A 21,503-nucleotide genomic window follows, 5' to 3' on the forward strand; every position below is an offset into this window, starting at 1 on the left:
TAAAAATAAGATTCTTTAAAAACTTAAAATTCCTTAGCAAATTAAATTTGTTAAGGAATTTTTGTTTTGTATTATTAATAAATTAGAAAATATTATAAATTTCCATTCCATTCATCATAAAACTGTTTTAAATAAGTTTCCATAAATTGATGTCTGCTTTCTGCAATTTTTTTACCAGCATCTGTATTCATTTTATCTTTTAATAACAAAAGTTTTTCATAAAAGTGATTAATAGTTGGAGCATTAGAATTTTTATATTCTTCTTTGGTCATATTTAAATTAGGTAAAACTTCAGGATTATACAAAGCTCTGTTTTTAAAACCACCATAATTAAAACAACGCGCAATACCAATAGCGCCAATTGCGTCTAAACGATCTGCATCTTGCACAACCTCTAGTTCTTTAGATGTAAATTTTTTCCCATCTTTATCCAAAGAATTTTTAAAAGAAAGATATTTAATAATATTTACAACATGTACGCCTATTTCTTTAGATACTTTTTGAGCAATTAAAAAATCTTTAGCTTTTTTAGGGCCTAACTTTTCATCTCCATTATTAAACTTAGGATCTGCTATATCATGTAATAAGGCTGCTAAAGAAACTACAAAAACATCAACTTTTTCATCTCTAGATATTAATAATGTATTCTTAAAAACACGTTCTATATGAAACCAATCGTGGCCACCTTCTGCATCTTTTAATTCTTCTTTTACAAAAGCAATTGTATTCTGAATAATTTTTTCTTGATTCATAATTATTTTCTAGAAGCGATTTCTTTTTTTAATTTTTTTATATCCAAAGTAAAAAAAATCTGCATTGGTATAAAAAATAAGGGTAAAAAAGAGCTGAAAGAAATACCTTCTTTATATGTTTTATAGATAGCAACTAAAAATAGTAAAACTATAATACAAAAATGAAATATAGAAAGCCTTTTTTGAGTTTTCAATTTTTTTGTCAATTCTTCAGTAGTATAAGTAGAAAATTGTGATGCCATTTTTATATATAAATAATTCTTAAATTCTTTATGTTGTAATGCATAGTAAACAAAAGTAATCTAAATAAAAAAATCCACTTAAAAAAAGTGGATTTTAAAAGTCTTTTCTTTAAAAAGATTTATGATTTAATTTTAACAGTGCTCATCGTAAGCAGCAGCCAAATTCTGTGCAATCATTTGTGCAGAACGACCCTCAATATGATGACGTTCTAACATGTGTACTAAATTACCATCTTTAAATAAAGCTATTGCTGGAGATGAAGGTGGAAAAGGAATCATAAATTCTCTTGCTTTTTGTGTAGATTCTTTTTCTACACCTGCAAAAACAGTGGTTAAGTTTGTAGGTGTTTTTTCTGCACCTAAAGAAGCAATTGCTCCTGGTCTTGCAGTACCTGCAGCACAACCACATACTGAATTTACCATTACTAAAGTTGTGCCTTCTTTAGCCATTGCTTTTTCTACATCTTCTGCAGTATATAATGCTTCAAAACCAGCATCAATTAACTGATTACGCATTGGTTTTACTAGTTCTTCTGGATACATATTTCTTAATTATTTACATTTTTGTAATGTGCAAATTTAATTAAATTAACTGTAACTATAAATAATAAACGCATAACTCTATAGATAGTACTATAAGGTTTTATTATTATTTTAATTCTAGTTCAAATGTTTTAGAAACTGTTTTAACGTGGCATTCATCTGCAATTACAATAATAGGCTCACTTACAAATGTTTTGTAATTGTTAGATGTTATAGTTAAAGTATAAGTCCCTTTACGTTCTCCTGCACCATAAAATGAATTGTTTGGTTCAGAACTTTCTAAAATTTCTTCATAATCATCATCTTCAATAATTATTTTAACATAACCATTAACTGAGTTAGTGGTGCCTTTTTCAATAAGATTTATTTCTAAACCATGTATAAAAACGTGTGTACAAATTATAGATTCATTGTCATTTTCATCGCAACTATTTATTAGAAGAATGAGGCTAAAAAGAGTAATTATTATTTTTGATTTCATAATGAATAGGTTTTGTACTTTTAAGATGCGTATTTTTCTATTTAGTTGCGTTTAAAAACAAAATATTTTAATCTAAAGAATCAACAGATATTCTTGATTTCTTATCTTTGAAGCTTAAATTATATATTTTATATGGGAAGTTTTACCAAATGGTTAGGCGCAGGTTTAGGGTTTACATTCGGAGGTCCAATAGGTGCTGCAATAGGTTTTGCCATTGGAAGTTTTGTAGATGGATTTGAGGCAGATGTTTTTAAACAAGAGCAAATAGACTATAATAGAGAGAGAACTACTGGTAATTCAGACGAATATTCGAACACACAATCTGGTGATTTTGAAATGAGTTTGTTGGTTTTAGCCTCAATTGTTATTAAATCTGATGGTAAAATTGACCAACGTGAATTAAACTTTGTTCGTTCACAATTTTTGGGTATGTATGGCAAAGAGCGTGCTAATACTGCTTTTAAATTATTTAAAGGTATTGTAAAAAAAGACGTTTCTGCACGCCAAGTTTGTATTCAGATTAGAGAACATATGTCTCACGCTTCTAGATTACAATTATTACATTTTTTGTTTGGTATTGCAAAAGCAGATGAGTTTGTGTCTAAAAGCGAAGTAGATGAAATTAAAAAAATTGCGGGTTATTTATACATCAATCAAAATGATTATGAGTCAATAAAAGCAATGTTTTATGATGAATCTGGCAATGCATATAAAATTTTAGAAATAGATAAATCTGCTTCTAATGATGATGTAAAATCAGCATATAGAAAAATGGTGAAAAAATACCATCCAGATAAATTGAGAGATTTGGGCCCAGAGCACTTACAGGGCGCAAAAGAAAAATTTCAAAGTATTCAAGATGCTTATCAAAAAATTAAAAATGAAAGAGATTTTTAGCAATACTAATAATTTATTTTATCTCTTATAAAATTTTTCTGTTTTAACACTTCCATCAGTTTTATTTTTAATCAAAGCGATATAGTACCCTTTTTTTAAAAGATTAAATTTAGGTCCTTCAAATATTTTAAAAGAGCTTTCATCCGATATTTCTGATATTTTTGACATTACTTTTTTTCCATAAAAATCAAAAACTTCGATTTCGTATTCATCATTTGAATTGTCTGACTTTATACTATCTTCTTTAATTAATGGCTGTATTGTTGAGCTTACTTTTTTGTTATTGGTTTTAGAAGCTGTATTAGAGTAACCAAATACTATAATTTCATTAACTGCTGCATATACATTTTCATACATAGATAGTCTTAAGTATCTGGTATCAACATCAGTAATATGTGTTTTCCAAGTATTAAAGTTTGAACATGGATCAACAAATAACTCAGTCCAATTATTTTCGCTACCATATTCAACAGTAAATTCATAGGTATTATGCATATCATGTAAATAAACTTCTGTGATATGATATTCTTTACCCAAATCAATAACTATATGGTAAGGTGCAGTTTCTTGATTCCAATACCAAAATGGTTTCCAAGAATTACTTGTAGGGTGTTGATTGGCTAATACGTCTGTTTGTTGTTCATCAAAAAGAAATAATGGTGAAACTACGCTACCATCAATTACTTGATCAGTAACCATAGTACTATCTATAATAATTTGCTGTGGAGTTGGCAAAATGTTAAAAAATTCTGGTCCACTAGTTGCCCCTAATCCTTTTAATTCTTGTGGAGTATTATCTGATAAACTGTAGTTATTTTGCAATGTATCTTTAAATGTAATTTCATAAATAGTCGAAAAAGTATTGTTGCTAAGACTAAAATTATTCAAGTTGCCAGAATCATTGTTATAAAAAGGAATATTAGAATCGTAAGTATTATTGTTTATACTTAATGGATTAAGTTCATTCATATTTCTAACTACTTGATTACCATTTATATTTATAAAATAATTAGTATTAATTGTAATAGGTTTTATGGTGTCAGTAAATATTCTGTTATCAATAAACATTCCTTGAGAGTTGGCAATGTAGTTATTACTAAAAGTAGAACCCCCTTTTCCAAACGAAATAATTCCAAAAGCAGGCGCTTCTAAGATGATGTTATTATAGGCATTAACAACACTATTATCACCTATTTGTAAATTATTAGTGTGAAAGTCGATGTTTTCTAACCCAGCATTAACCATAGTGTTATTGTAAATTTCAACATTTTCAACAGCATTGGCAACCTGTATAGATTCTCTTTTTGTGTTTCTTATAATATTATTGTAAATTTTTAAATTTTTAAATTCCATTCCTGGCGATTTCGTTTCGCCTATATACATTCCTTCACTTACGTTTTCAATAAAGCAATCATGAATAATTAAGTTGTTAAAGACTGGGTAAGGTACTGGTGGATTGCCACCAAAATCTTTTTTTGCAAAAATCCCGAAAAAGCCATCATGAGCAATTTTTATATTCTCTGCCTCACAATCTGAACTCAATTCTGAAAATGCTAAACCGCAATTATAGCCTCCTAATTCAAAGCCATATCTAAAATTAGGATGACCAGCACCAGATATTTTTATATACTGGCAGTTTTCAAAAGTAATGCCTCCCCAAGATTCAGGGTTATTAATCTTGACTTGCCCATTTAAATTTATAACTACAATAGGCGCTCCAGCATCCCCAACTAATTGTTGAAACTTAATAGCTTTTGTTCTTGAAGATGCAACAAATAGGGTATCTCCACCACTAAATGTTCTACCCATTGTATTAGTATTTATAAGATATGGCGCTGAGTTATCTATGATGAGATTACTATGTTGTTGGGCATTAATTTGAATAGTAATAAAAAGAAAAAAGTATAAAATTTTCTTTGAAGTAAAGAATCTTTTGTTGATAAATTGATTTTTAAGATCTTGGAGTTGAAATACTATTTCAGAAGAATATTTCTTCATGGCTTTATAATTTTGGGGGTAAATATAAGTGTCTAAAGGTAGTCTTTAATTTTTAGAATTAATAATCTTGGTAAGATTTTTATTGATTTCAATAAATAATAGCTAATAACTTGATTTAGATTAGTCGAATTCAGATTAATAATGAATAACAATCAATTTGTAACTTCCTTTTTTATACTTAACACCCTCCATTTTATAGAAATTCCTTAATTTCGCATCCTTATCAGAAAACTGATAAAATGAAAGCGAAAACTTTAATTTTTAGAGGATTATAAATCAGAAAAAATAATCTACGAAAAACTTAAAGTTTACATCTGACTATTAATTTAAATTAAAAAAATCCAGATGAAATTTCCTGAATATAAAGGACTTGACTTACCAAAAGTAGCAGAAGAGATTCTAAATTATTGGCAAGAAAATAACATTTTCGAAAAAAGTGTAACTTCTAGAGAAGGGGCTAAACCTTTTGTATTTTTCGAAGGCCCACCTTCTGCAAACGGACTTCCAGGAGTTCATCACGTTTTAGCAAGAGCTATTAAAGATATTTTTCCTCGTTATAAAACGATGAAAGGTTACCAAGTAAAACGTAAAGCTGGTTGGGATACACACGGATTACCAATAGAATTAGGTGTAGAGAAAGAATTAGGTATTACCAAAGAAGATATTGGTAAAACCATTTCTGTAGAAGATTATAATGCAGCTTGTAGAAAAGCGGTAATGCGTTACACAGATATTTGGAACGATTTAACCAATAAAATGGGGTATTGGGTAGATATGGATGACCCGTATATTACCTATGAGCCAAAATATATGGAATCTGTTTGGTGGTTACTAAAGCAGATTTATAACAAAGAGTTAATTTATAAAGGCTATACAATTCAACCATATTCGCCAAAAGCAGGTACAGGTTTAAGTTCTCACGAGTTAAATCAGCCAGGTACGTATCAAGATGTAACAGATACAACAGTTGTTGCTCAGTTTAAGGCGATAAATGAAACTTTACCAGATTTCTTAAAGAATGAAGGCGATGTTCATTTTATAGCTTGGACAACAACACCTTGGACCTTGCCAAGTAATACCGCTTTAACAGTTGGTCCAAAAATTGAATATGTTTTAGTTGATACTTTTAATCAATATACATTTGAACCTATTAAAGTTGTTTTAGCTAAAAACTTGGTTGGTAAACAATTTGGTGGTAAAAATACTTTAAAAGTAGAATCATTAGAAGAATTAAGTGCTTATAATTCAGGTGATAAAAAAATACCATATTTCATTGTAAAAGAATTTATTGGTAAAGATTTAGTTGGCATTAAATACGAACAGTTATTAGATTTCAATTTAGATTTTGATAATAAACAAGATGCTTTTAGAGTAATTTCTGGAGATTTTGTTACCACAGAAGATGGTACAGGAATTGTGCACACAGCACCAACTTTTGGAGCAGATGATGCTTTGGTTGCCAAACAAGCAAGTCCAGAAATTCCGCCACTTTTAATTAAAGACGAAAACGATAATTTAGTTCCTTTGGTAGATTTACAAGGTAAATTTAGAAAAGAAATTAAAGATGATATTTATGGTTTTGCATCAGAATATGTAAAATCAGAATATTTAAAAGACGATGAATTTGAAACTGAGCTTAAGGTTCAACAAGAAAAAATGTCAACGGTTCTTAAAAACCAGAAGCAATATTTATCTGTTGATGAACGATTAGGCTTAAAGCTTAAAAATGAAAACAAGGCTTTTAAAGTAGAAAAATACAAGCACAGTTACCCAAATTGTTGGCGAACAGATAAACCAATTCTATATTATCCATTAGATTCTTGGTTTATAAAAGTAACTGATGTTAAAGAAAAAATGCATTCTTTAAACAAAACTATTAACTGGAAACCAGAATCTACAGGTACTGGTCGTTTTGGAAATTGGTTAGCAAATGCAAACGATTGGAATTTATCTCGTTCTCGTTATTGGGGAATTCCGTTACCAATCTGGAGAACAGAAGATGGTAAAGAAGAAATCTGTATTGGTTCTGTAAAAGAATTAAAATCAGAAATGGCAAAAGCTGTAGAAGCTGGAGTTTTAGCAAAAGATATTTTTGAAGATTTTGAGGTTGATAACAATTCTGATGAAAACTATGCAAAATTAGATTTACATAAGAATATTGTTGATGAAATTACATTAGTTTCATCTACAGGTCAGCCAATGAAACGTGAATCAGATTTAATTGATGTTTGGTTTGATTCTGGTTCTATGCCTTATGCACAATGGCATTATCCTTTTGAAAACAAACAAAAAATTGATGGAAATGAATCTTTTCCAGCAGATTTTATTGCAGAAGGTGTAGATCAAACGCGTGGTTGGTTTTATACTTTACACGCAATTGGTACAATGGTTTTTGATTCTGTTGCGTATAAAAACGTAGTTTCTAATGGTTTAGTTTTAGATAAAAACGGACATAAAATGTCTAAACGTTTAGGTAATGCAGTAGATCCGTTTACAACTTTATCTAAATATGGTGCAGATGCCACACGTTGGTATATGATTTCTAATGCCAATCCTTGGGATAATTTAAAATTCGATTTAGAAGGTATTGAAGAAGTAAAACGTAAGTTTTTCGGAACGTTATATAACACGTATTCATTCTTCTCTTTATATACAAATATTGATGGTTTTTCTTATGCTGAAGCAGATATTCCTCAAAACGAAAGACCAGAATTAGACAGATGGATTTTATCAGAATTACATACTTTAATTAACAAAGTAGATAAATTTTATGAAGAATACGAACCAACAAGAGCTGCAAGAGCCATATCAGATTTTACACAAGAATACTTAAGTAACTGGTATGTACGTTTAAGTAGAAGACGTTTTTGGAAAGGAGATTATCAAACAGATAAAATTTCTGCTTACCAAACATTATATACGTGTATGGTTACAATCGCAAAATTAGCATCGCCAATAGCGCCATTTTTTATGGACAGATTGTACCAAGATTTAAACTCGGTAACTGGTAAAGAAACATCAGAAAGTATTCATTTATCAGAATTCCCAAAATTTGATAAAAGTTTTGTTGATAAGAGTTTAGAACGTAAAATGGAAAATGCACAAACTATATCATCTTTAGTATTATCATTAAGAGCTAAAGAAAAGATAAAAGTACGTCAACCACTACAAAAAATTATGATACCTGTTGATAATCCTCAGCAAAAAGAAGAAATTTTAGCAGTATCAGATTTAATAAAGCACGAAGTAAATATTAAAGAAATCCAATTAATGGAAGATGCTTCAGATATTTTAATCAAACAAATTAAACCTAATTTTAAAGCTTTAGGGCCTAAGTTTGGTAAAGATATGCGTTTTATTGCAGCTGCTGTTAAGGGGTTTAATCAAGAAGATATTAACAAAATAGAAAAAGATAAAAACATTTCTGTTGAAATTAATGGAAAAAATATTATTTTGGAGCTCTCAGATGTAGAAATATCATCTAAGGACATAGAAGGTTGGTTAGTTGCCAATGAAGGAACTTTAACAGTTGCTTTAGATGTTACAATAACTGAAGATTTACAAAAAGAAGGTGTTGCCAGAGAATTGGTAAACAGAATTCAGAATGCACGTAAAGACACAGGTTTAGAAGTAACAGATAGAATTAAGTTAACAGTTTTAAATTTTGAAAACTTACAACAGTCTATAACTGATAATAAAGACTACATAATGAGTGAAACATTAACCAAAGAATTGGTTTTTGTAGATGAATTAACCAATGGAACAGAAATTGAATTCGACACCATTAAAAGTAGAATATTTATAGAAAAAGTGTAGTATTATGTCAGAAGTTAAGGTAAAATATACAGAAGAAGATTTACAAGAGTTTAAAGCGATAATCGAAAAAAAAATAGCAAGAGCTAAAGAAGATTTAGCTTTATTGGAAGCATCTTATAAAAACGATGCCAATAATGGTACAGATGATACTTTGTCATCTTTTAAATCTTTTGATGAAGGTTCTGAAGTAATGAGCAAAGAAGCAAATGTTCAATTAGCAATAAGACAAGAAAAATTTATTAGAGACCTTAAAAATGCTTTAATGCGTATAGAAAATGGTACGTATGGTGTTTGTAGAGTTACAGGTAAATTAATTCAAAAAGAGCGTTTAAAATTAGTGCCTCATGCTACTTTAAGTATAGAAGCAAAGCGTAAGCAATAAACTTCTGCTTAAATAAAATAAAGAGTCCGAATTTTAATATTTCTAGTATTAAAATTCGGACTTTCTTTTTGTGCAAAAACTACTTTACAACCAGCATATAATATTATTATCTTATTTTTGATTTTATGAAAAAGATAATTTATTTGTTGGTTTTTTTATGTTGCATTGCATTAATTTACAATTGTTTTGTAAAAGTGTCTCAAATAGAAAAACGCAAAGAAAAGCATTCTCATCAAAAAAAAATACAGCTATTTAATGCTAAAAACAACCTTTCTAAAAAAGAAAGAATATTTTTAGGAGTGCCACCAAACGAATATTTAGCAGATCAATATTTGTTAACTATGAATCCTTATACAGGTAGAACTCATCCTGAAAATTTATACAATCTTCAAGAAAAATTAAAAAAGGAAAGCGTAAATCAGCAAAGAACTCCTGGTGATGCTATAGATAATCAATGGACGGAAAGAGGACCAAATAATGTTGGTGGTAGAACAAGAATGGTAATGTTCGACCCAAATGATGTTACCAACAAACGTGTTTTTGCAGGTGGTGTAAGTGGAGGTCTTTGGGTAAATGATGATATAACTGATGAAAATTCATCTTGGCTTCAAGTGGGTATTGCAGATAATCTTGCAGTAACTTGTATGGCTGTAGATCCTAACAATTCGCAAATTATGTATTTAGGTACAGGAGAATTGTATAGCCCACAACAAGCTTTAGGAAATGGAATCTGGAAATCTACAGATGGTGGAGCAACTTGGAACAATGTGTATCAAATAAGAGGTGCAACTTCTGAGACTAGTTATATTAATGTGCCAGGGACTTATTTTATGACGGATATTATAGTTAGAGATAAGGATGGAAATTCTGCAACAACTGATGATTCTGAGGTTTTTGCCGCAATTGGTGGTAGTTTTTACAGTTCTAATCCATTAAGTACTTGGGTTGGATTAAATGATTATGGAATATACAAATCTACAGATGATGGTTCTAACTGGTCTAAATTAACTTTAGATGTTGATGGAAATTCGATTTCTCCAAACGATTTTGAATTAGGTATAGACAATACACTTTGGTTAAGTACAACAAGAAACCCTTATACTAAAGGAGGTGGAAGAATTTATAGCAGTTCAGATGGAACATCATTTACATTAAAACACACGATTACAAATGGCAGAAGAACAGAAATTGCTTTGTCTAAAACAAATGCAAATACAGTTTATGTTTTGGGAGAAATTGGTACATTAAGTGGAGATGATTTAATTGCTCCCTTTATATCGATTTTAAAAACTGATGATGCTTTTGCTACATCACCAACAGTACTTTCTTTACCAAATGATGCAACAAGTAATATATCTGCGAACGATTTTACAAGAGGTCAGGCATTTTATGATTTAGTAGTAGAAGTAGACCCTACAAACGATGCAATTGCTTATGTTGGTGGTATAAATTTATTTAGAACAACAGATAGTGGCGTTTCTTGGCAGCAAATTTCAAAAAATTCACCTACAGGAAGTTTACCAGGAATTACTGTTTCTTATGTACATTCAGATCAGCAGAGTTGGGCTTTTCATCCAACAGATGCAAATATTGCAGTTTTAGGTTGTGATGGTGGTGTGTTTTATGCCAATTCACTTTCAGCTGCTTCCTCAAGTGCATCAGCAATAGAAGAAAGAAATAAAGATTATAATACCATTCAATTTTACAATGCTGCAATTAGCCAAACTATAGATCCAGAATATATTATTGGTGGTACACAAGATAATGGAAATCTATTTTTTGATGATGCAACAAGTGGAATTAATTCAGCAATAAAAACCAATAGAGGAGATGGAACACATTGTTTTATTGACAAAGATGGTTCTTATATGGTTATTTCAAATCTCTACAATAACATCACTAGGTATAATTTGCCTTACACAGGTACTGGTGTTACAATTTCATCTGATAGCGATTCAGGAATTTTTGTAAACCCTATGGCTTTAGATGATAATTTAGATATTTTATATACAAATGGTTACGATGCTGAAAATGAGGTTGGCTATTTAACAAGATTTACAAATATAACAACAGCTTCATCAACAAGAACAGATTTTTCAGACCCTTTGATAACCAATATTTCTGCTTTAAAAGTATCACCATTTACAACAACATCCTCTAAAGTTTTTTTAGGAACAAGAGCTGGTAAATTGATAAAAGTTGAGAACGCAAATACTGCAACCCCAACAATTACAGATATTTCTTCTAATGATTTTTTTGGTAATATTTCTTCAGTAGAATTTGGTGCATCAGAAAATGAAATTATGGTTACTTTTTATAATTTTGGGGTAGAAAGTATTTGGTTTACAGAAGATGGAGGTACAACTTGGGCAAATAAAGAAGGAGATTTTCCTGATATAAATGTAAGGTGTATTTTAATGAATCCATTAAATAATGATGAGGTTATTGTTGGCTCAGAATTAGGGGTTTGGAATACCAATAACTTTAAAGATGCATCACCAATTTGGAATCAATCTTACAATGGAATGTCTAATGTAGCAGTAACTTCTTTTAGTTTAAGAACTACAGACAATACCATTTTAGCAAGTTCTTATGGTAGAGGTTTTTATACAGGTAAATTTACTGGAAACGATTTAACAACTTGGTTAGGAACCGTAGATTCAGATTTTACAAATACCAACAATTGGTCTAATGGTTTACCATCAAATACTGTTGATGTTAAAATATCTACAACTTCAAATAATCCAATTATTAACTCAGCCATTTCTGTGGCAAATATTTCTATTGATGAAAATGCGGCTTTAACAATTACAGAATCTGGTGCTTTAACAATCGAAGAAAATTGTACTAACCAAGGTAGTTTAACAATAAATTCAACTTTGGCAAACTCAGGAAGTTTAATTGTAAAAGGGACATCCACAGGAAAAATAACTTATAACAGATATGCTTCTAATAATTGGCATTTAATAAGTGCACCTTTGTTAAATGATGTTTATGATAATGATTGGGTTACTGCGAATTCCATTCAATCTGGTTCAGTAAATACAAATTCAAGAGCAATTGGTACTTATAATAACAATTCTGGTAATTGGGAATATATGCAGGTAAATGATTCAGAAAATTTTACTGCAGGTAGAGGTTTTTCAATAAAAAGAACCACAGCAGGTAATCATATTTTTTTAGGTGATGTTGCAACAGAAACCGTAAATATTGGGATTAATAAAGGAACTACAACTTCTTATAATTTATTAGGAAACCCATTTTCATCGTATTTAGCAATAAATGAAACTGCAGATTTTACAAATAACTTTTTAAATGCAAATGAAACTGTTTTAGAAGAAAAGACCATTTATGTTTGGAATGGAAGTGCTTATGAAACCAAAAATCAAGCATCGTCTGCCGTAAATTTAGCTCCAGGTCAAGCATTTTTTGTAATTTCTAAATCAGAAGGAGGTACAGCAACTTTTGCAGAAATTTTACAACAACATCAATCAGAAACTTTTTTAAAGCAGCAATCAAGACCAGAAATAAGAATTTTTTGTAAAAACGATACACAAGAAAAATACACAGATATTTTTTATATAGCTTCTGCCACCAATGATTTTGATAATGGTTACGACAGTTCTTTATACGCAGATACTGCATCCAATTTTGAAGTTTTTACAGAGCTCATAAATGGAAATGATACTAGAAAATTAGCCATACAATCTATACCAATAGAATTTTCTACAATTATACCAATAGGCATTATTGCTGATAAAAACTCAGATTTAGAAATTAGTGTAAATGCAAAAAATATAAATGCAGATTTAAACGTTTATTTAGAGGATAAAAAGTTAGGTACATTTACACTTTTAAACAATTCAGAAAACAAATATCAATTTAAAACAAAAGAAGCTTTAAATGGTTCTGGTCGATTTTATTTACATACAACATCAGAAGTATTAAGTGTTTTAAATCCTGTTTTTAATGATGTCGATTTATTTGTTTCTGGTGATAAAATTCAGATTCAAAATTTGAATTCAGAAGCTAGTTTCATCAAAATTTATGATACAAAAGGCAAATTAATATTGATGCAAAAGTTAAAACAAAATCAAGATGAAGTTGCTGTAAATAATTTTTCTAAAGGAATTTATGTGGTTGTTATAGAGCAAGATAATAGTACTTTTACAAAGAAAATAATTATTCAGTAATAAGAACAATGAAGTATAAATTTGTTTTATTTTTTTTGATAAATTCAGTAGTTCTTTTTGCTCAGAAAAAGGTGTCAAAGCAATTTCAAACACTTGCTAATGAGGTTAATATTTATACAGCTGGTTTAGATAATTTAGTTGTAGAAAACTCAGATTCAGACTTTATAGAAGTGTATTTGTATGCAGAAAGTTACGATGACCAACTGATTAAAGTTGATGAGAATAGCAAAGAAGTAAATGTAAAATTTGCTTTTGAGGGTACCCAAACCAGAGAAGTTATTTTTAGAAAATTTATTACCAAAAGATTACAAAGAGCAAATGTTATTGTAAAAATACCAAAAGGTAAAAAGGTATTTGTTTTTGGTGAAAATGTAGATTTAGAATCTAAAAATCTTAAAAATGAGTTGGCAATCTATATAGAAAACGGAATTGTAAAACTGAATAAAATACAAGCAAATACAATATTAAAATTATATTCTGGTAATGTGTATGCATCTGTAAATAATACAAATTTAGATTTAGTTTCTAAAAAAGGTAAAATTAAAATCGATGATATTTTTTATAAAGAAAAATATAAAAAAGACTTAGAAAATTCAAATAAAAAACTCTCAACAAACTCCATAAAAGCTAATATTTATTTATCAAGTAATTAAACACAATAATATTCTTATTTTTGTGACTTCAAAATTTAAAAAATGTCAAAAAAGAACATTGCAATTCTTACTATTTTAATAGCAATTATTTTAGATCAAGTAATTAAAATCTACGTAAAAACTAATTTTGTTTTAGGTGAAGAAGTAGAAGTTTTTAGTTGGTTTAAAATTCACTTTGTAGAAAACAACGGAATGGCAATGGGTTTTGAATTTGGTGGAAAAGGAGGTAAGCTTTTTCTAACATTATTTAGAATTGTTGCTGTTGGTGCTATTATTTATTGGTTGGCAGGTAATATAAAACGTAAAGTGCACAATGCAGTAATTATTGGTATTTCTTTAATTTTTTCAGGTGCAGTAGGTAATATTATAGATTCAATTTTTTACGGAGTTATTTTTGATTCTTCAGAGCATAAAGTGGCAACATTATTTGCAGATAAACCTTATGGTGAGTTGTTTCATGGTAAAGTTGTAGATATGTTTTATTTTCCTATTTGGTCTGGTAATTTACCAGAATGGATTCCTTTTGTTGGTGGCGATTTGTTTACTTTTTTTCAGTACATATTTAATCCTGCAGATTCATACATAACCATAGGTGTAGCTATTCTTTTTATTTTTAGCAAGCAAGCTTTTCCTAAAGAAGATAAAAAATCTGAGAAAAAGATTACAGAAACTTCATCAGAAATTTAAAAATTTATTAAAATAAACTATTGTAATTTTTACTAACTTGTGTAGGGTTTAGATTTAAATTTATAACCTACTTAAGTATGAAGATTTCAAGATATATTCTCATTTTTTTTATTGGTTTTTTTATTGCCAAATTTTGGTATCAAAAAGACGATAGACATCAACAAAAAGAAGAAATAAAAGTTGTTGTAAATTCCATTAAGAATATGAGTAAATTGGTTGTTTCTAGTGCCAGTTTCTCTGAAGTGTACAATTTTAAAGACTCAAAAAAATATTTTTACGATTATTTATCTTTTGATAAAGAAGCCATTGTTACAGTAAATGCTGATGTAGAAGTGGGTTATGATTTATCTAAATTAGAAATACAGATAGATTCTGTTGGTAAAAAAATCATCATTAATCAAATACCAAAAGAAACCATTACTATTGCACCAGATGTAAAGTATTTCGATTTAAAACAAAGTCAGTTTAATGCTTTTTCTAAAGAAGAATTAAATAAGATTAATCAAAAAAGTATCGATAAAATTAAAGAAACCATTGGTGTTACCAACTTAAAAAAAGAAGCGAAAACACGTTTCTTTGAAGAGATTTCTAAGATTTATCAATTATCAGCCATTTATGGTTGGCAAGTTGTAGATAATACAAAATCAGAATTTTTAATTGATTTTCAAAAAGTTATGGATAAATAAAAAGACTGTCAATTTTTTTGACAGTCTTTTAGCTACATTTAATAAAATCCCCCGATTTTTATTAAATCTTTTTTATTTCGAATTAGTTTACATTTTAATGAACATAGTGTCTTCTAAATTTTCATAGCAACTTTTTTTGTAAATAACAATTTTAAATTTATTGATTGTTAAACTACAATGTAAAACTAAAAATAAATAGTGAAATAAATACAGGTATTTATACCTGTTTTTATAATTCAGTAGTTTTCATTGGATAGTCTTTAAACCATAAATAATAGATTATAAATATTAATATATGAACTTTTAAAAATGTGTTATTGCTTTTATTTTGCTAAAATCCAGTGCCAGGTTCTATAATACTTGCAGCTTGAGCTTTTTTAGGATGGAGAATTAAATATGTTCCTAAAGCGGTTAAGGCTGCATATTTACCATAATTTCCTATTTTTTTAATTGCATCTTTTCTTGAGATGTCCTGTTTGTGTTTTGTATTTTTTTTCATAATTATTTGTCTTTTAAAATGTTATGTTATTCTAAAATTATTTTTTTAGTAAAGTTAACAGAGTTGTTTTTTAGTTGAACAAGATAAACACCTTTAGATAAGTTTGGTAAATCAATATCTTTACTGGTGTTTGATGTAAAAGAAGTATTTAATACTTGTTTACCTAGTAAATTAAATATAGAAACCGTTGTTTTTTCGTTTGATAATCCAGTAATTCTTAAAGTAGATTTGTCTAATTTATAAATGCTAACATTATTTAAAGATATGTTTGTATCAACATTTAAAGTACTAGTAGTTGTATGTAAATAAAATCTTCCAATTCCGTTTAAATTTTCATTTAATGTGATTTTATAATTGCTATTAGCTTCATCTAAACGAGAAAAAGTATTTGTGATTTTATCCTCTAAAAATATTTTAATACCAGAAGGTAAATTTACTGCTTCTGCAGTAAAAGAAATTTCTTTACCAGCAATAGCAGTAACACCAATAGGTACAATCATATTTTCATAATTATTATTAGGTAGTGCTTGTCTTTTAAAATCTATACCATTACTACTGTTAACTAAATGAGTGTAGATATTTAAGTTAGATGATTGACCTGTAAAGGTACCAATGTCAAAACCTGGGTCTAAACCTGTAGTTTTACCTTCTAAATAATTAATTTCTGTAGATTTTGTTTTGGTATCATCAGCCATTAATAAAGTTAATTTTGGGTTTGATGTAGTTTTGTAAAATGTAATACCATTTTGATGACTTTGCATTGCTTTGGTAAAAGTTACACTAGTAGAAGCTACATTAGAACTAACAAAGAATCCTTGCCCTGGATGAATATGACCCGTTTGTAAATCTTGATACTCATCTGCACTAGCATTCCAAACATAAACACTTTCGTGAGTATCGGTTAAAGGAGTTGAATTTACAGATAAAAAAGTAGCAATGTTAATATATGCAGGATATGGATTACCAATTAAAGTCCATCTATTTTCACCACTACCACCAATATCATTTGCAGTAATTGTTGGATTAACAGGCGGTGTAGGAAAAGTACCTGTAAAGGTATAATTACCACCACTAGTTCTTTTTAATGAATAACCAGATCCAGAACCAAACGTAGTTGCTGTGCCAGAATCTTGAAAATAGGTCCAATCACCATTAGCGTTTGATGTATTAATGTATGTGGCAACAGCTTCATTATTACCAGTACCAGATGTGTTAATTCCATTAGCATCATTCCATATGTCATCAAATTGTTCATTAACAACAGGAGATGAAACTAAATGCCAATTAGTATCACTTACATTAACGTTATAATTAAAATCTCCATTTACAGTTGCTGTACCCTCGATAATTAAAGAACCTCCACTATTTATTGTTAAAGAAGAGCTTGCATCAATAGTTAAATTATTTGCAACAGCCCCTGTACTAGAACTTATAATAGGTTTGTTAGTAACATTTGGTATTTTTATATGATCTGTAGTAATTGGAATACTGTTATATCCCCAGTTACCTGTTGTATTCCAATCTGTATTAGTAGAACCAAAAAATTTATTTGGTAATGTAGCACCTTTAAAAGCAGTTTTAACACCAGTTGCCCAGGTAAAAGAACCACTTGTTATTGTTCCTCCATTTATCATAGCAGCACACTCATCTATAGTACCATTACAATCAGTAGATCCATTATAAAATCCTAAATCTGAAGTGACTCTAGCTGTAGTACCATTTGTTAAATCAGTAGAGCCTGTTAATTTTGTACCTGTTAAAACAGCAGGTTCTGAAGCATTTATTGTATTTGTTTCTCCCCAGAATGAAAGAAAAACAGTTGGAGCTCTTTCTGCTCCTAAATAAGCATAAAGCTGATCTCCTGCTGCTAAGTTGAAACCTGAGTTTACTTCTTTTACTTCACCTAAATTAACTGTGGGATTATCATTACCACTATTTACTAATATTACAGTTCCTGCACCTAAAGTTTTACCTGTATTATTAGTCCATTCGTTTGTTCCTTCTCCTGTTGTAGAACTAAACCCTGAACCTGTCCATTCATCATCGTCAAAGATTATTTTTGTGCCTGTTAAACAATCATCTAGTAATACAAAAGCATAATCGGATGTTGAAGGTGAAAGAGTTTTATTCATAGCAATAATGGCTATATCACCCATAGCATCAATAGTTCCATTATTATTTTGAGAAATACTTGTTTGTAGAATACAAAAGAAAAGTATTACTGTAATAAAGTTTCTTTTTAAAAGAGTATAATTTCTCATAGTTTGTTTTTTTAAAATTTTAGAATAAGTATAATTTAACTTCTAGAAGGGTAAATACCATATAAACAAATAATATAATTTACACCTAAAGAAGGAGGAATGTTATTAAAAGGATAATTATTTCCTGTCATTGAAGCTGTAGCAGTTGAGTTAATTCTAACGGGTAAACTTTGTCCACCGTACTTTTGTATAGTAGCTCCAGTAAATTCACTAGAATAATTATCTGTTCCAGTGTTTGCTAATATACCTGCTCCTGGGTTGGTTTCATCTGCGCTACCATCTTCAGAATTAACGGGTATGTCAATTGTACCAGCAGTTTCGCTTACAGTAATAATATGATTGTGAGAAGGTAAATTAAGGTTATTTAAGATGGTAGTTTCAGTACCAAATTTAGACCCTAAAGGGATATTACTTAATCCTTGGTTAGCCCCATTTCCTGCTCCTACAATTGCTCTACCACAAAGGTTTGGCAAACCAAAAGTAGTTCTACCATCTCCACCATAAGTGGTTCCTAAAATTGAAAATAATGCTGTGTTTGATGAAATTGCTAATAATTGACCGCTACAAAAAGCCCAACCTCTTGGGGCAAAATTTCCTGCGAATATTGATATTTCTCCTATATATGCATCTTGTGCCATAATAATATTTTTTTAAGTTATGAATTAGTTTATAATAAGTTCTGGTAATCTAATGGCTATCATTGTACCATTTGTTGTGGAAAGATGTAAAGTTCCATAACTATCTAGAGTTGCAGTTAATTCTCCGCCACCTTCATATCTATAATATGCTTCTGTAGTCTGAGCTCTTATTAAAACTCCCCAAGTTTCTTTAGGTATAGGGTAACCTTCAATTTTTTTATCACCTAAGTCTATAAAACTAATTTCTCCAATGCCAGGAATTGTAAAATAGATAGATCCTCGATTGTTAAAGACATGGTTTCCTGATTTTGCTATAGTTACTCCATTTGAAGAACCAATGTCGTAGACATAGTTGTTTTTTACTGTAAGTGTGTACATAGATTTTAGTTTTTAGTTAAACTTATTTCAAATGTATACTTATTGTTTAATTGGTTTTAGAGCTTAAATAACCAAAAATAAAAACAGGTATAAATACCTAAATGACCAGTATTTATACCTGTTTTTTGAAGTTAATGTGATTTTACAGATTAAAATCTGGTGTAATTTCAATTATTTTTTTTTGAATACCGTAAATAACTAAACCTGCTACGTTTTTAGATTGTGTTTTTAATAGTAAATTATTTCTATGTCCCTCTACAGTTCTAGGACTTATAAAAAGTTTTTCTGCAATTTCTGAAGTTGTATTTTGTTCGCATATAAGTTCTAATACATCAATTTCTCTTTTAGAAAGTAGTTTTTTATCTAAATCACTTTTAATACGTTTTCCACTAGATGATATAATGTTTTTATGAATAATGTTAAGTACTTTTTCATCATAATAAAATCCTTTTTCATATACCTGATCTATGGTAAAAATCATCATTTTAGGACTAGTGTTTTTAAGTAGGTAAGAAGAGGCACCAACATCAATCATATTAGTAATAAACGATTTACCACCATAACTGGTTAATGCAATTATTTTAATGTCTGGATTTTTTTTATGTATAACCTTTGTGGCTTCAACGCCATTAATTTCTGGCATATTTAAATCCATTAGAATAACATCAATAACTATTTTAGTATTAACTATAAAGTTTATTAAGTCTTTACCATTTTCTGCTTCATAGATAATGTTAAAATTAAATTCTTTTTCTAGTAAAAAACGAATTCCTTTTCTAAATAATTCTTCATCATCAGCTATTACTATATTTATTATTTTCATAATCAGAAGATTTTATATTATAATTTCAATTTTAAAACCTTTACCTATTTTACTATCAATATTGTATTTTCCGTTTAATAAAGTAACCCTACTTTCTATATTTTTTATGCCAAGGCCTTTTTTGTTATCGATATTAGCTACATTAAAACCTACGCCATTGTCTGTATAACTATAAATTAGTTCATTGTTTTTGTATGAAATATTTATTTTACTATTATTTGCTTTTCCATGTTTTATAGAGTTGTTAATTAACTCTTGGGTAATTCTAAATAGATGTAATTCATTTTGCGGAACTAAAAGTTTTTTTGGATAGTTTATTGTGTATTCTATATTAATTTTTCTACTATTATTAAAAGTGTCTGCTAATTCTTCTACAGCATCTTTAAATCCAAATTCTTCTAGAATAGGAGGTAGTAGATTGTGAGCAATTTTTCTGGCACTTTTTAAGGTTCTATCTGTTACTTCTAATATAAGTTTATTAACAAAGGTGTATTCGTCTGGAGTTAATTCTCCATCTAGTAATAGGTTCGCATTTAAATTAATTACATTAAGTTTAGAGCTAATATCGTCATGGAGATCTTGTGCAATTCTTTTACGTTCTTCTTCTTGCGTAATAATTATAGATTGTATAATCTCTTTTTGATAGGTGATTTCTAAAATGTTTTTTTCAATCTCTTTTTCTACTATTTTCTTTCTAGAAAAAAAGAAAAATAATAAAAGAGAAACTCCCATAAGTAGGAGGAATAAAACACCTGTTAACACTATAATTATCACTTGATCTTCTTGTACAAAGAATTCTTCCATTTGGTTTTTTAGATAGGTATAATCAAAACTACGGAAAAATATTTTTATACCAAGATACGAGTAATTGAGTGAAATAAAAAGGCTGAAGTAAAAATCAGGGGTTTATACCTAGTTCAAAATAATAGATATAAACCCTTGATTACTTTTTATTAAAAAGCGTGTTTTTTCTAAAATTTTTAAACCACTCTACAAAAATTAAGATTTGAAAAAGTAAATATAGAAATTGATTTGCATCCCAAACAAAAAGTTTAAGTTCTCTACCACCAATATTTCCTAAAATAAAAATTAGTGTGCTGCAAAGCGTATAAACAAAGAAACCAGAATTAAAATAAATATATTTTTTGTTTTTACTGTTATCTATCTTTTTGATAAAAAATAAAAAACTATAAATTAATAGTGGTAAAGATGTTATTACAATTTCAATTTCATTCCATTTTACATAAGAACTAGGGTTTAATACAAAATACAAAATAATAGAAAATGTTATAATAAAACTAAAGTACCTGATTGGTTTTTTAATTTTTTGGTATTCTGATAATTCTGAGAAAAAAAAACTCAACAAAAGAAATTGTCCTGTAAAAAAATAATGACTTAAAAATAAATTGTACTCCCCTAATTTATGAAGATGACTAGAATATAGTTGTACAAAAGAACAAAGCACTAAATACAAAATAAAGTATTTTAATGCTTTGTTTTTTTTATGAACACTGAGAATAAAAAATAAAGTGTTTAATGTTAAAATAATTATTCCCAGTTTTGTGATCAACTCA

At 28.8% G+C, this 21,503-nt stretch carries 19 protein-coding genes; 7 read left to right on the top strand and 12 right to left on the bottom strand.

Annotation, left to right across the window (positions count from 1 at the left end; genetic code table 11):
* Window positions 1–92: 92 nt before the first annotated feature.
* The 4 genes from BW723_RS06560 to BW723_RS06575 form a co-directional block, all read right to left on the bottom strand.
* Window positions 93–752, bottom strand: a complete 660-nt coding sequence (locus tag BW723_RS06560; RefSeq protein ID WP_068357212.1) for an HD domain-containing protein — start codon at window positions 750–752, stop codon at window positions 93–95.
* 2 nt (window positions 753–754) lie between these two features.
* Window positions 755–994, bottom strand: coding sequence for a hypothetical protein (locus tag BW723_RS06565; protein ID WP_068357208.1), 240 nt, complete (start codon window positions 992–994; stop codon window positions 755–757).
* Between the two features lie 132 nt (window positions 995–1,126).
* On the bottom strand, window positions 1,127–1,537 hold the full coding sequence (locus BW723_RS06570; RefSeq protein WP_068357205.1) for a BrxA/BrxB family bacilliredoxin: 411 nt from the start codon (window positions 1,535–1,537) through the stop codon (window positions 1,127–1,129).
* Between the two features lie 106 nt (window positions 1,538–1,643).
* Window positions 1,644–2,018: a hypothetical protein gene (locus BW723_RS06575; RefSeq protein WP_068357203.1), complete on the bottom strand. Its 375-nt coding sequence runs from the start codon at window positions 2,016–2,018 to the stop codon at window positions 1,644–1,646.
* Between the two features lie 132 nt (window positions 2,019–2,150).
* Here BW723_RS06575 and BW723_RS06580 point away from each other — a divergent pair, with 132 nt between their 5' ends.
* Window positions 2,151–2,915 (top strand): TerB family tellurite resistance protein, encoded by a 765-nt coding sequence (locus BW723_RS06580; RefSeq protein ID WP_068357199.1) that lies wholly within the window; start codon window positions 2,151–2,153, stop codon window positions 2,913–2,915.
* An 18-nt stretch (window positions 2,916–2,933) separates the two neighbouring features.
* On the opposite strand, the gene BW723_RS06585 is transcribed toward BW723_RS06580, so the two are convergent.
* Complete coding sequence (locus tag BW723_RS06585; RefSeq protein WP_068357196.1) at window positions 2,934–4,724, bottom strand: discoidin domain-containing protein; 1,791 nt, start codon at window positions 4,722–4,724, stop codon at window positions 2,934–2,936.
* A gap of 528 nt (window positions 4,725–5,252) precedes the next feature.
* Between BW723_RS06585 and ileS the strand changes: the two genes are divergently transcribed.
* The 6 genes from ileS to BW723_RS06615 all read left to right on the top strand — a co-directional run bounded on the left by ileS (window position 5,253) and on the right by BW723_RS06615 (window position 15,330).
* The gene (gene ileS, locus BW723_RS06590; RefSeq protein ID WP_139059060.1) at window positions 5,253–8,729 is read left to right on the top strand and encodes an isoleucine--tRNA ligase; all 3,477 of its coding nucleotides are present in this window, start codon (window positions 5,253–5,255) and stop codon (window positions 8,727–8,729) included.
* 4 nt (window positions 8,730–8,733) lie between these two features.
* Complete coding sequence (locus tag BW723_RS06595; RefSeq protein WP_068357189.1) at window positions 8,734–9,111, top strand: TraR/DksA family transcriptional regulator; 378 nt, start codon at window positions 8,734–8,736, stop codon at window positions 9,109–9,111.
* Between the two features lie 125 nt (window positions 9,112–9,236).
* A complete protein-coding gene (locus BW723_RS06600; RefSeq protein ID WP_068357187.1) occupies window positions 9,237–13,304 on the top strand; it encodes a T9SS type A sorting domain-containing protein in 4,068 nt (1,355 codons plus the stop codon).
* An 8-nt stretch (window positions 13,305–13,312) separates the two neighbouring features.
* The gene (locus BW723_RS06605; RefSeq protein WP_068357185.1) at window positions 13,313–13,957 is read left to right on the top strand and encodes a hypothetical protein; all 645 of its coding nucleotides are present in this window, start codon (window positions 13,313–13,315) and stop codon (window positions 13,955–13,957) included.
* 42 nt (window positions 13,958–13,999) lie between these two features.
* On the top strand, window positions 14,000–14,644 hold the full coding sequence (locus BW723_RS06610; protein ID WP_068357183.1) for a lipoprotein signal peptidase: 645 nt from the start codon (window positions 14,000–14,002) through the stop codon (window positions 14,642–14,644).
* A 77-nt stretch (window positions 14,645–14,721) separates the two neighbouring features.
* Complete coding sequence (locus BW723_RS06615; RefSeq protein ID WP_068357181.1) at window positions 14,722–15,330, top strand: DUF4230 domain-containing protein; 609 nt, start codon at window positions 14,722–14,724, stop codon at window positions 15,328–15,330.
* Window positions 15,331–15,661: 331 nt separating this feature from the next.
* Here BW723_RS06615 and BW723_RS17840 read toward each other — a convergent pair whose 3' ends face one another.
* From BW723_RS17840 to BW723_RS17695, 7 genes are all read right to left on the bottom strand, one after another.
* The gene (locus BW723_RS17840) at window positions 15,662–15,829 is read right to left on the bottom strand and encodes a hypothetical protein (protein WP_169835734.1); all 168 of its coding nucleotides are present in this window, start codon (window positions 15,827–15,829) and stop codon (window positions 15,662–15,664) included.
* A gap of 26 nt (window positions 15,830–15,855) precedes the next feature.
* Window positions 15,856–18,090, bottom strand: a complete 2,235-nt coding sequence (locus BW723_RS06620; RefSeq protein WP_068357178.1) for a T9SS type A sorting domain-containing protein — start codon at window positions 18,088–18,090, stop codon at window positions 15,856–15,858.
* 35 nt (window positions 18,091–18,125) lie between these two features.
* The gene (locus tag BW723_RS06625; protein ID WP_068357170.1) at window positions 18,126–18,728 is read right to left on the bottom strand and encodes a phage tail protein; all 603 of its coding nucleotides are present in this window, start codon (window positions 18,726–18,728) and stop codon (window positions 18,126–18,128) included.
* Window positions 18,729–18,752: 24 nt separating this feature from the next.
* A complete protein-coding gene (locus BW723_RS06630) occupies window positions 18,753–19,106 on the bottom strand; it encodes a hypothetical protein (RefSeq protein ID WP_068357162.1) in 354 nt (117 codons plus the stop codon).
* A 142-nt stretch (window positions 19,107–19,248) separates the two neighbouring features.
* Window positions 19,249–19,929: a response regulator transcription factor gene (locus BW723_RS06635; RefSeq protein ID WP_068357159.1), complete on the bottom strand. Its 681-nt coding sequence runs from the start codon at window positions 19,927–19,929 to the stop codon at window positions 19,249–19,251.
* 12 nt (window positions 19,930–19,941) lie between these two features.
* Window positions 19,942–20,733, bottom strand: coding sequence for a sensor histidine kinase (locus tag BW723_RS06640; RefSeq protein ID WP_068357156.1), 792 nt, complete (start codon window positions 20,731–20,733; stop codon window positions 19,942–19,944).
* Between the two features lie 139 nt (window positions 20,734–20,872).
* Entirely contained in the window at window positions 20,873–21,202 is a 330-nt protein-coding gene (locus BW723_RS17695; protein ID WP_157578333.1) for a hypothetical protein, read from the bottom strand.
* Between the last annotated feature and the right edge of the window lie 301 nt (window positions 21,203–21,503).

It is taken from the genome of Polaribacter reichenbachii, from assembly GCF_001975665.1.
Classification (GTDB): Bacteria; Bacteroidota; Bacteroidia; order Flavobacteriales; family Flavobacteriaceae; genus Polaribacter; species Polaribacter reichenbachii.

What these genes read in the sequence shown, in the direction of transcription:
- BW723_RS06640 (WP_068357156.1), bottom strand. Translation starts at nt 20,733, where the DNA reads ATGGAAGAATTCTTTGTACAAGAAGATCAAGTGATAATTATAGTGTTA.
- BW723_RS06595 (WP_068357189.1), top strand. Translation starts at nt 8,734, where the DNA reads ATGTCAGAAGTTAAGGTAAAATATACAGAAGAAGATTTACAAGAGTTT.
- BW723_RS06585 (WP_068357196.1), bottom strand. Translation starts at nt 4,724, where the DNA reads ATGGGTAGAACATTTAGTGGTGGAGATACCCTATTTGTTGCATCTTCA.
- BW723_RS06600 (WP_068357187.1), top strand. Translation starts at nt 9,237, where the DNA reads ATGAAAAAGATAATTTATTTGTTGGTTTTTTTATGTTGCATTGCATTA.
- BW723_RS17840 (WP_169835734.1), bottom strand. Translation starts at nt 15,829, where the DNA reads ATGAAAAAAAATACAAAACACAAACAGGACATCTCAAGAAAAGATGCA.
- BW723_RS06570 (WP_068357205.1), bottom strand. Translation starts at nt 1,537, where the DNA reads ATGTATCCAGAAGAACTAGTAAAACCAATGCGTAATCAGTTAATTGAT.
- BW723_RS06560 (WP_068357212.1), bottom strand. Translation starts at nt 752, where the DNA reads ATGAATCAAGAAAAAATTATTCAGAATACAATTGCTTTTGTAAAAGAA.
- BW723_RS06580 (WP_068357199.1), top strand. Translation starts at nt 2,151, where the DNA reads ATGGGAAGTTTTACCAAATGGTTAGGCGCAGGTTTAGGGTTTACATTC.
- BW723_RS06575 (WP_068357203.1), bottom strand. Translation starts at nt 2,018, where the DNA reads ATGAAATCAAAAATAATAATTACTCTTTTTAGCCTCATTCTTCTAATA.
- BW723_RS06610 (WP_068357183.1), top strand. Translation starts at nt 14,000, where the DNA reads ATGTCAAAAAAGAACATTGCAATTCTTACTATTTTAATAGCAATTATT.
- BW723_RS06605 (WP_068357185.1), top strand. Translation starts at nt 13,313, where the DNA reads ATGAAGTATAAATTTGTTTTATTTTTTTTGATAAATTCAGTAGTTCTT.
- BW723_RS06625 (WP_068357170.1), bottom strand. Translation starts at nt 18,728, where the DNA reads ATGGCACAAGATGCATATATAGGAGAAATATCAATATTCGCAGGAAAT.
- BW723_RS06615 (WP_068357181.1), top strand. Translation starts at nt 14,722, where the DNA reads ATGAAGATTTCAAGATATATTCTCATTTTTTTTATTGGTTTTTTTATT.
- BW723_RS06635 (WP_068357159.1), bottom strand. Translation starts at nt 19,929, where the DNA reads ATGAAAATAATAAATATAGTAATAGCTGATGATGAAGAATTATTTAGA.
- BW723_RS06620 (WP_068357178.1), bottom strand. Translation starts at nt 18,090, where the DNA reads ATGAGAAATTATACTCTTTTAAAAAGAAACTTTATTACAGTAATACTT.
- BW723_RS06565 (WP_068357208.1), bottom strand. Translation starts at nt 994, where the DNA reads ATGGCATCACAATTTTCTACTTATACTACTGAAGAATTGACAAAAAAA.
- BW723_RS06630 (WP_068357162.1), bottom strand. Translation starts at nt 19,106, where the DNA reads ATGTACACACTTACAGTAAAAAACAACTATGTCTACGACATTGGTTCT.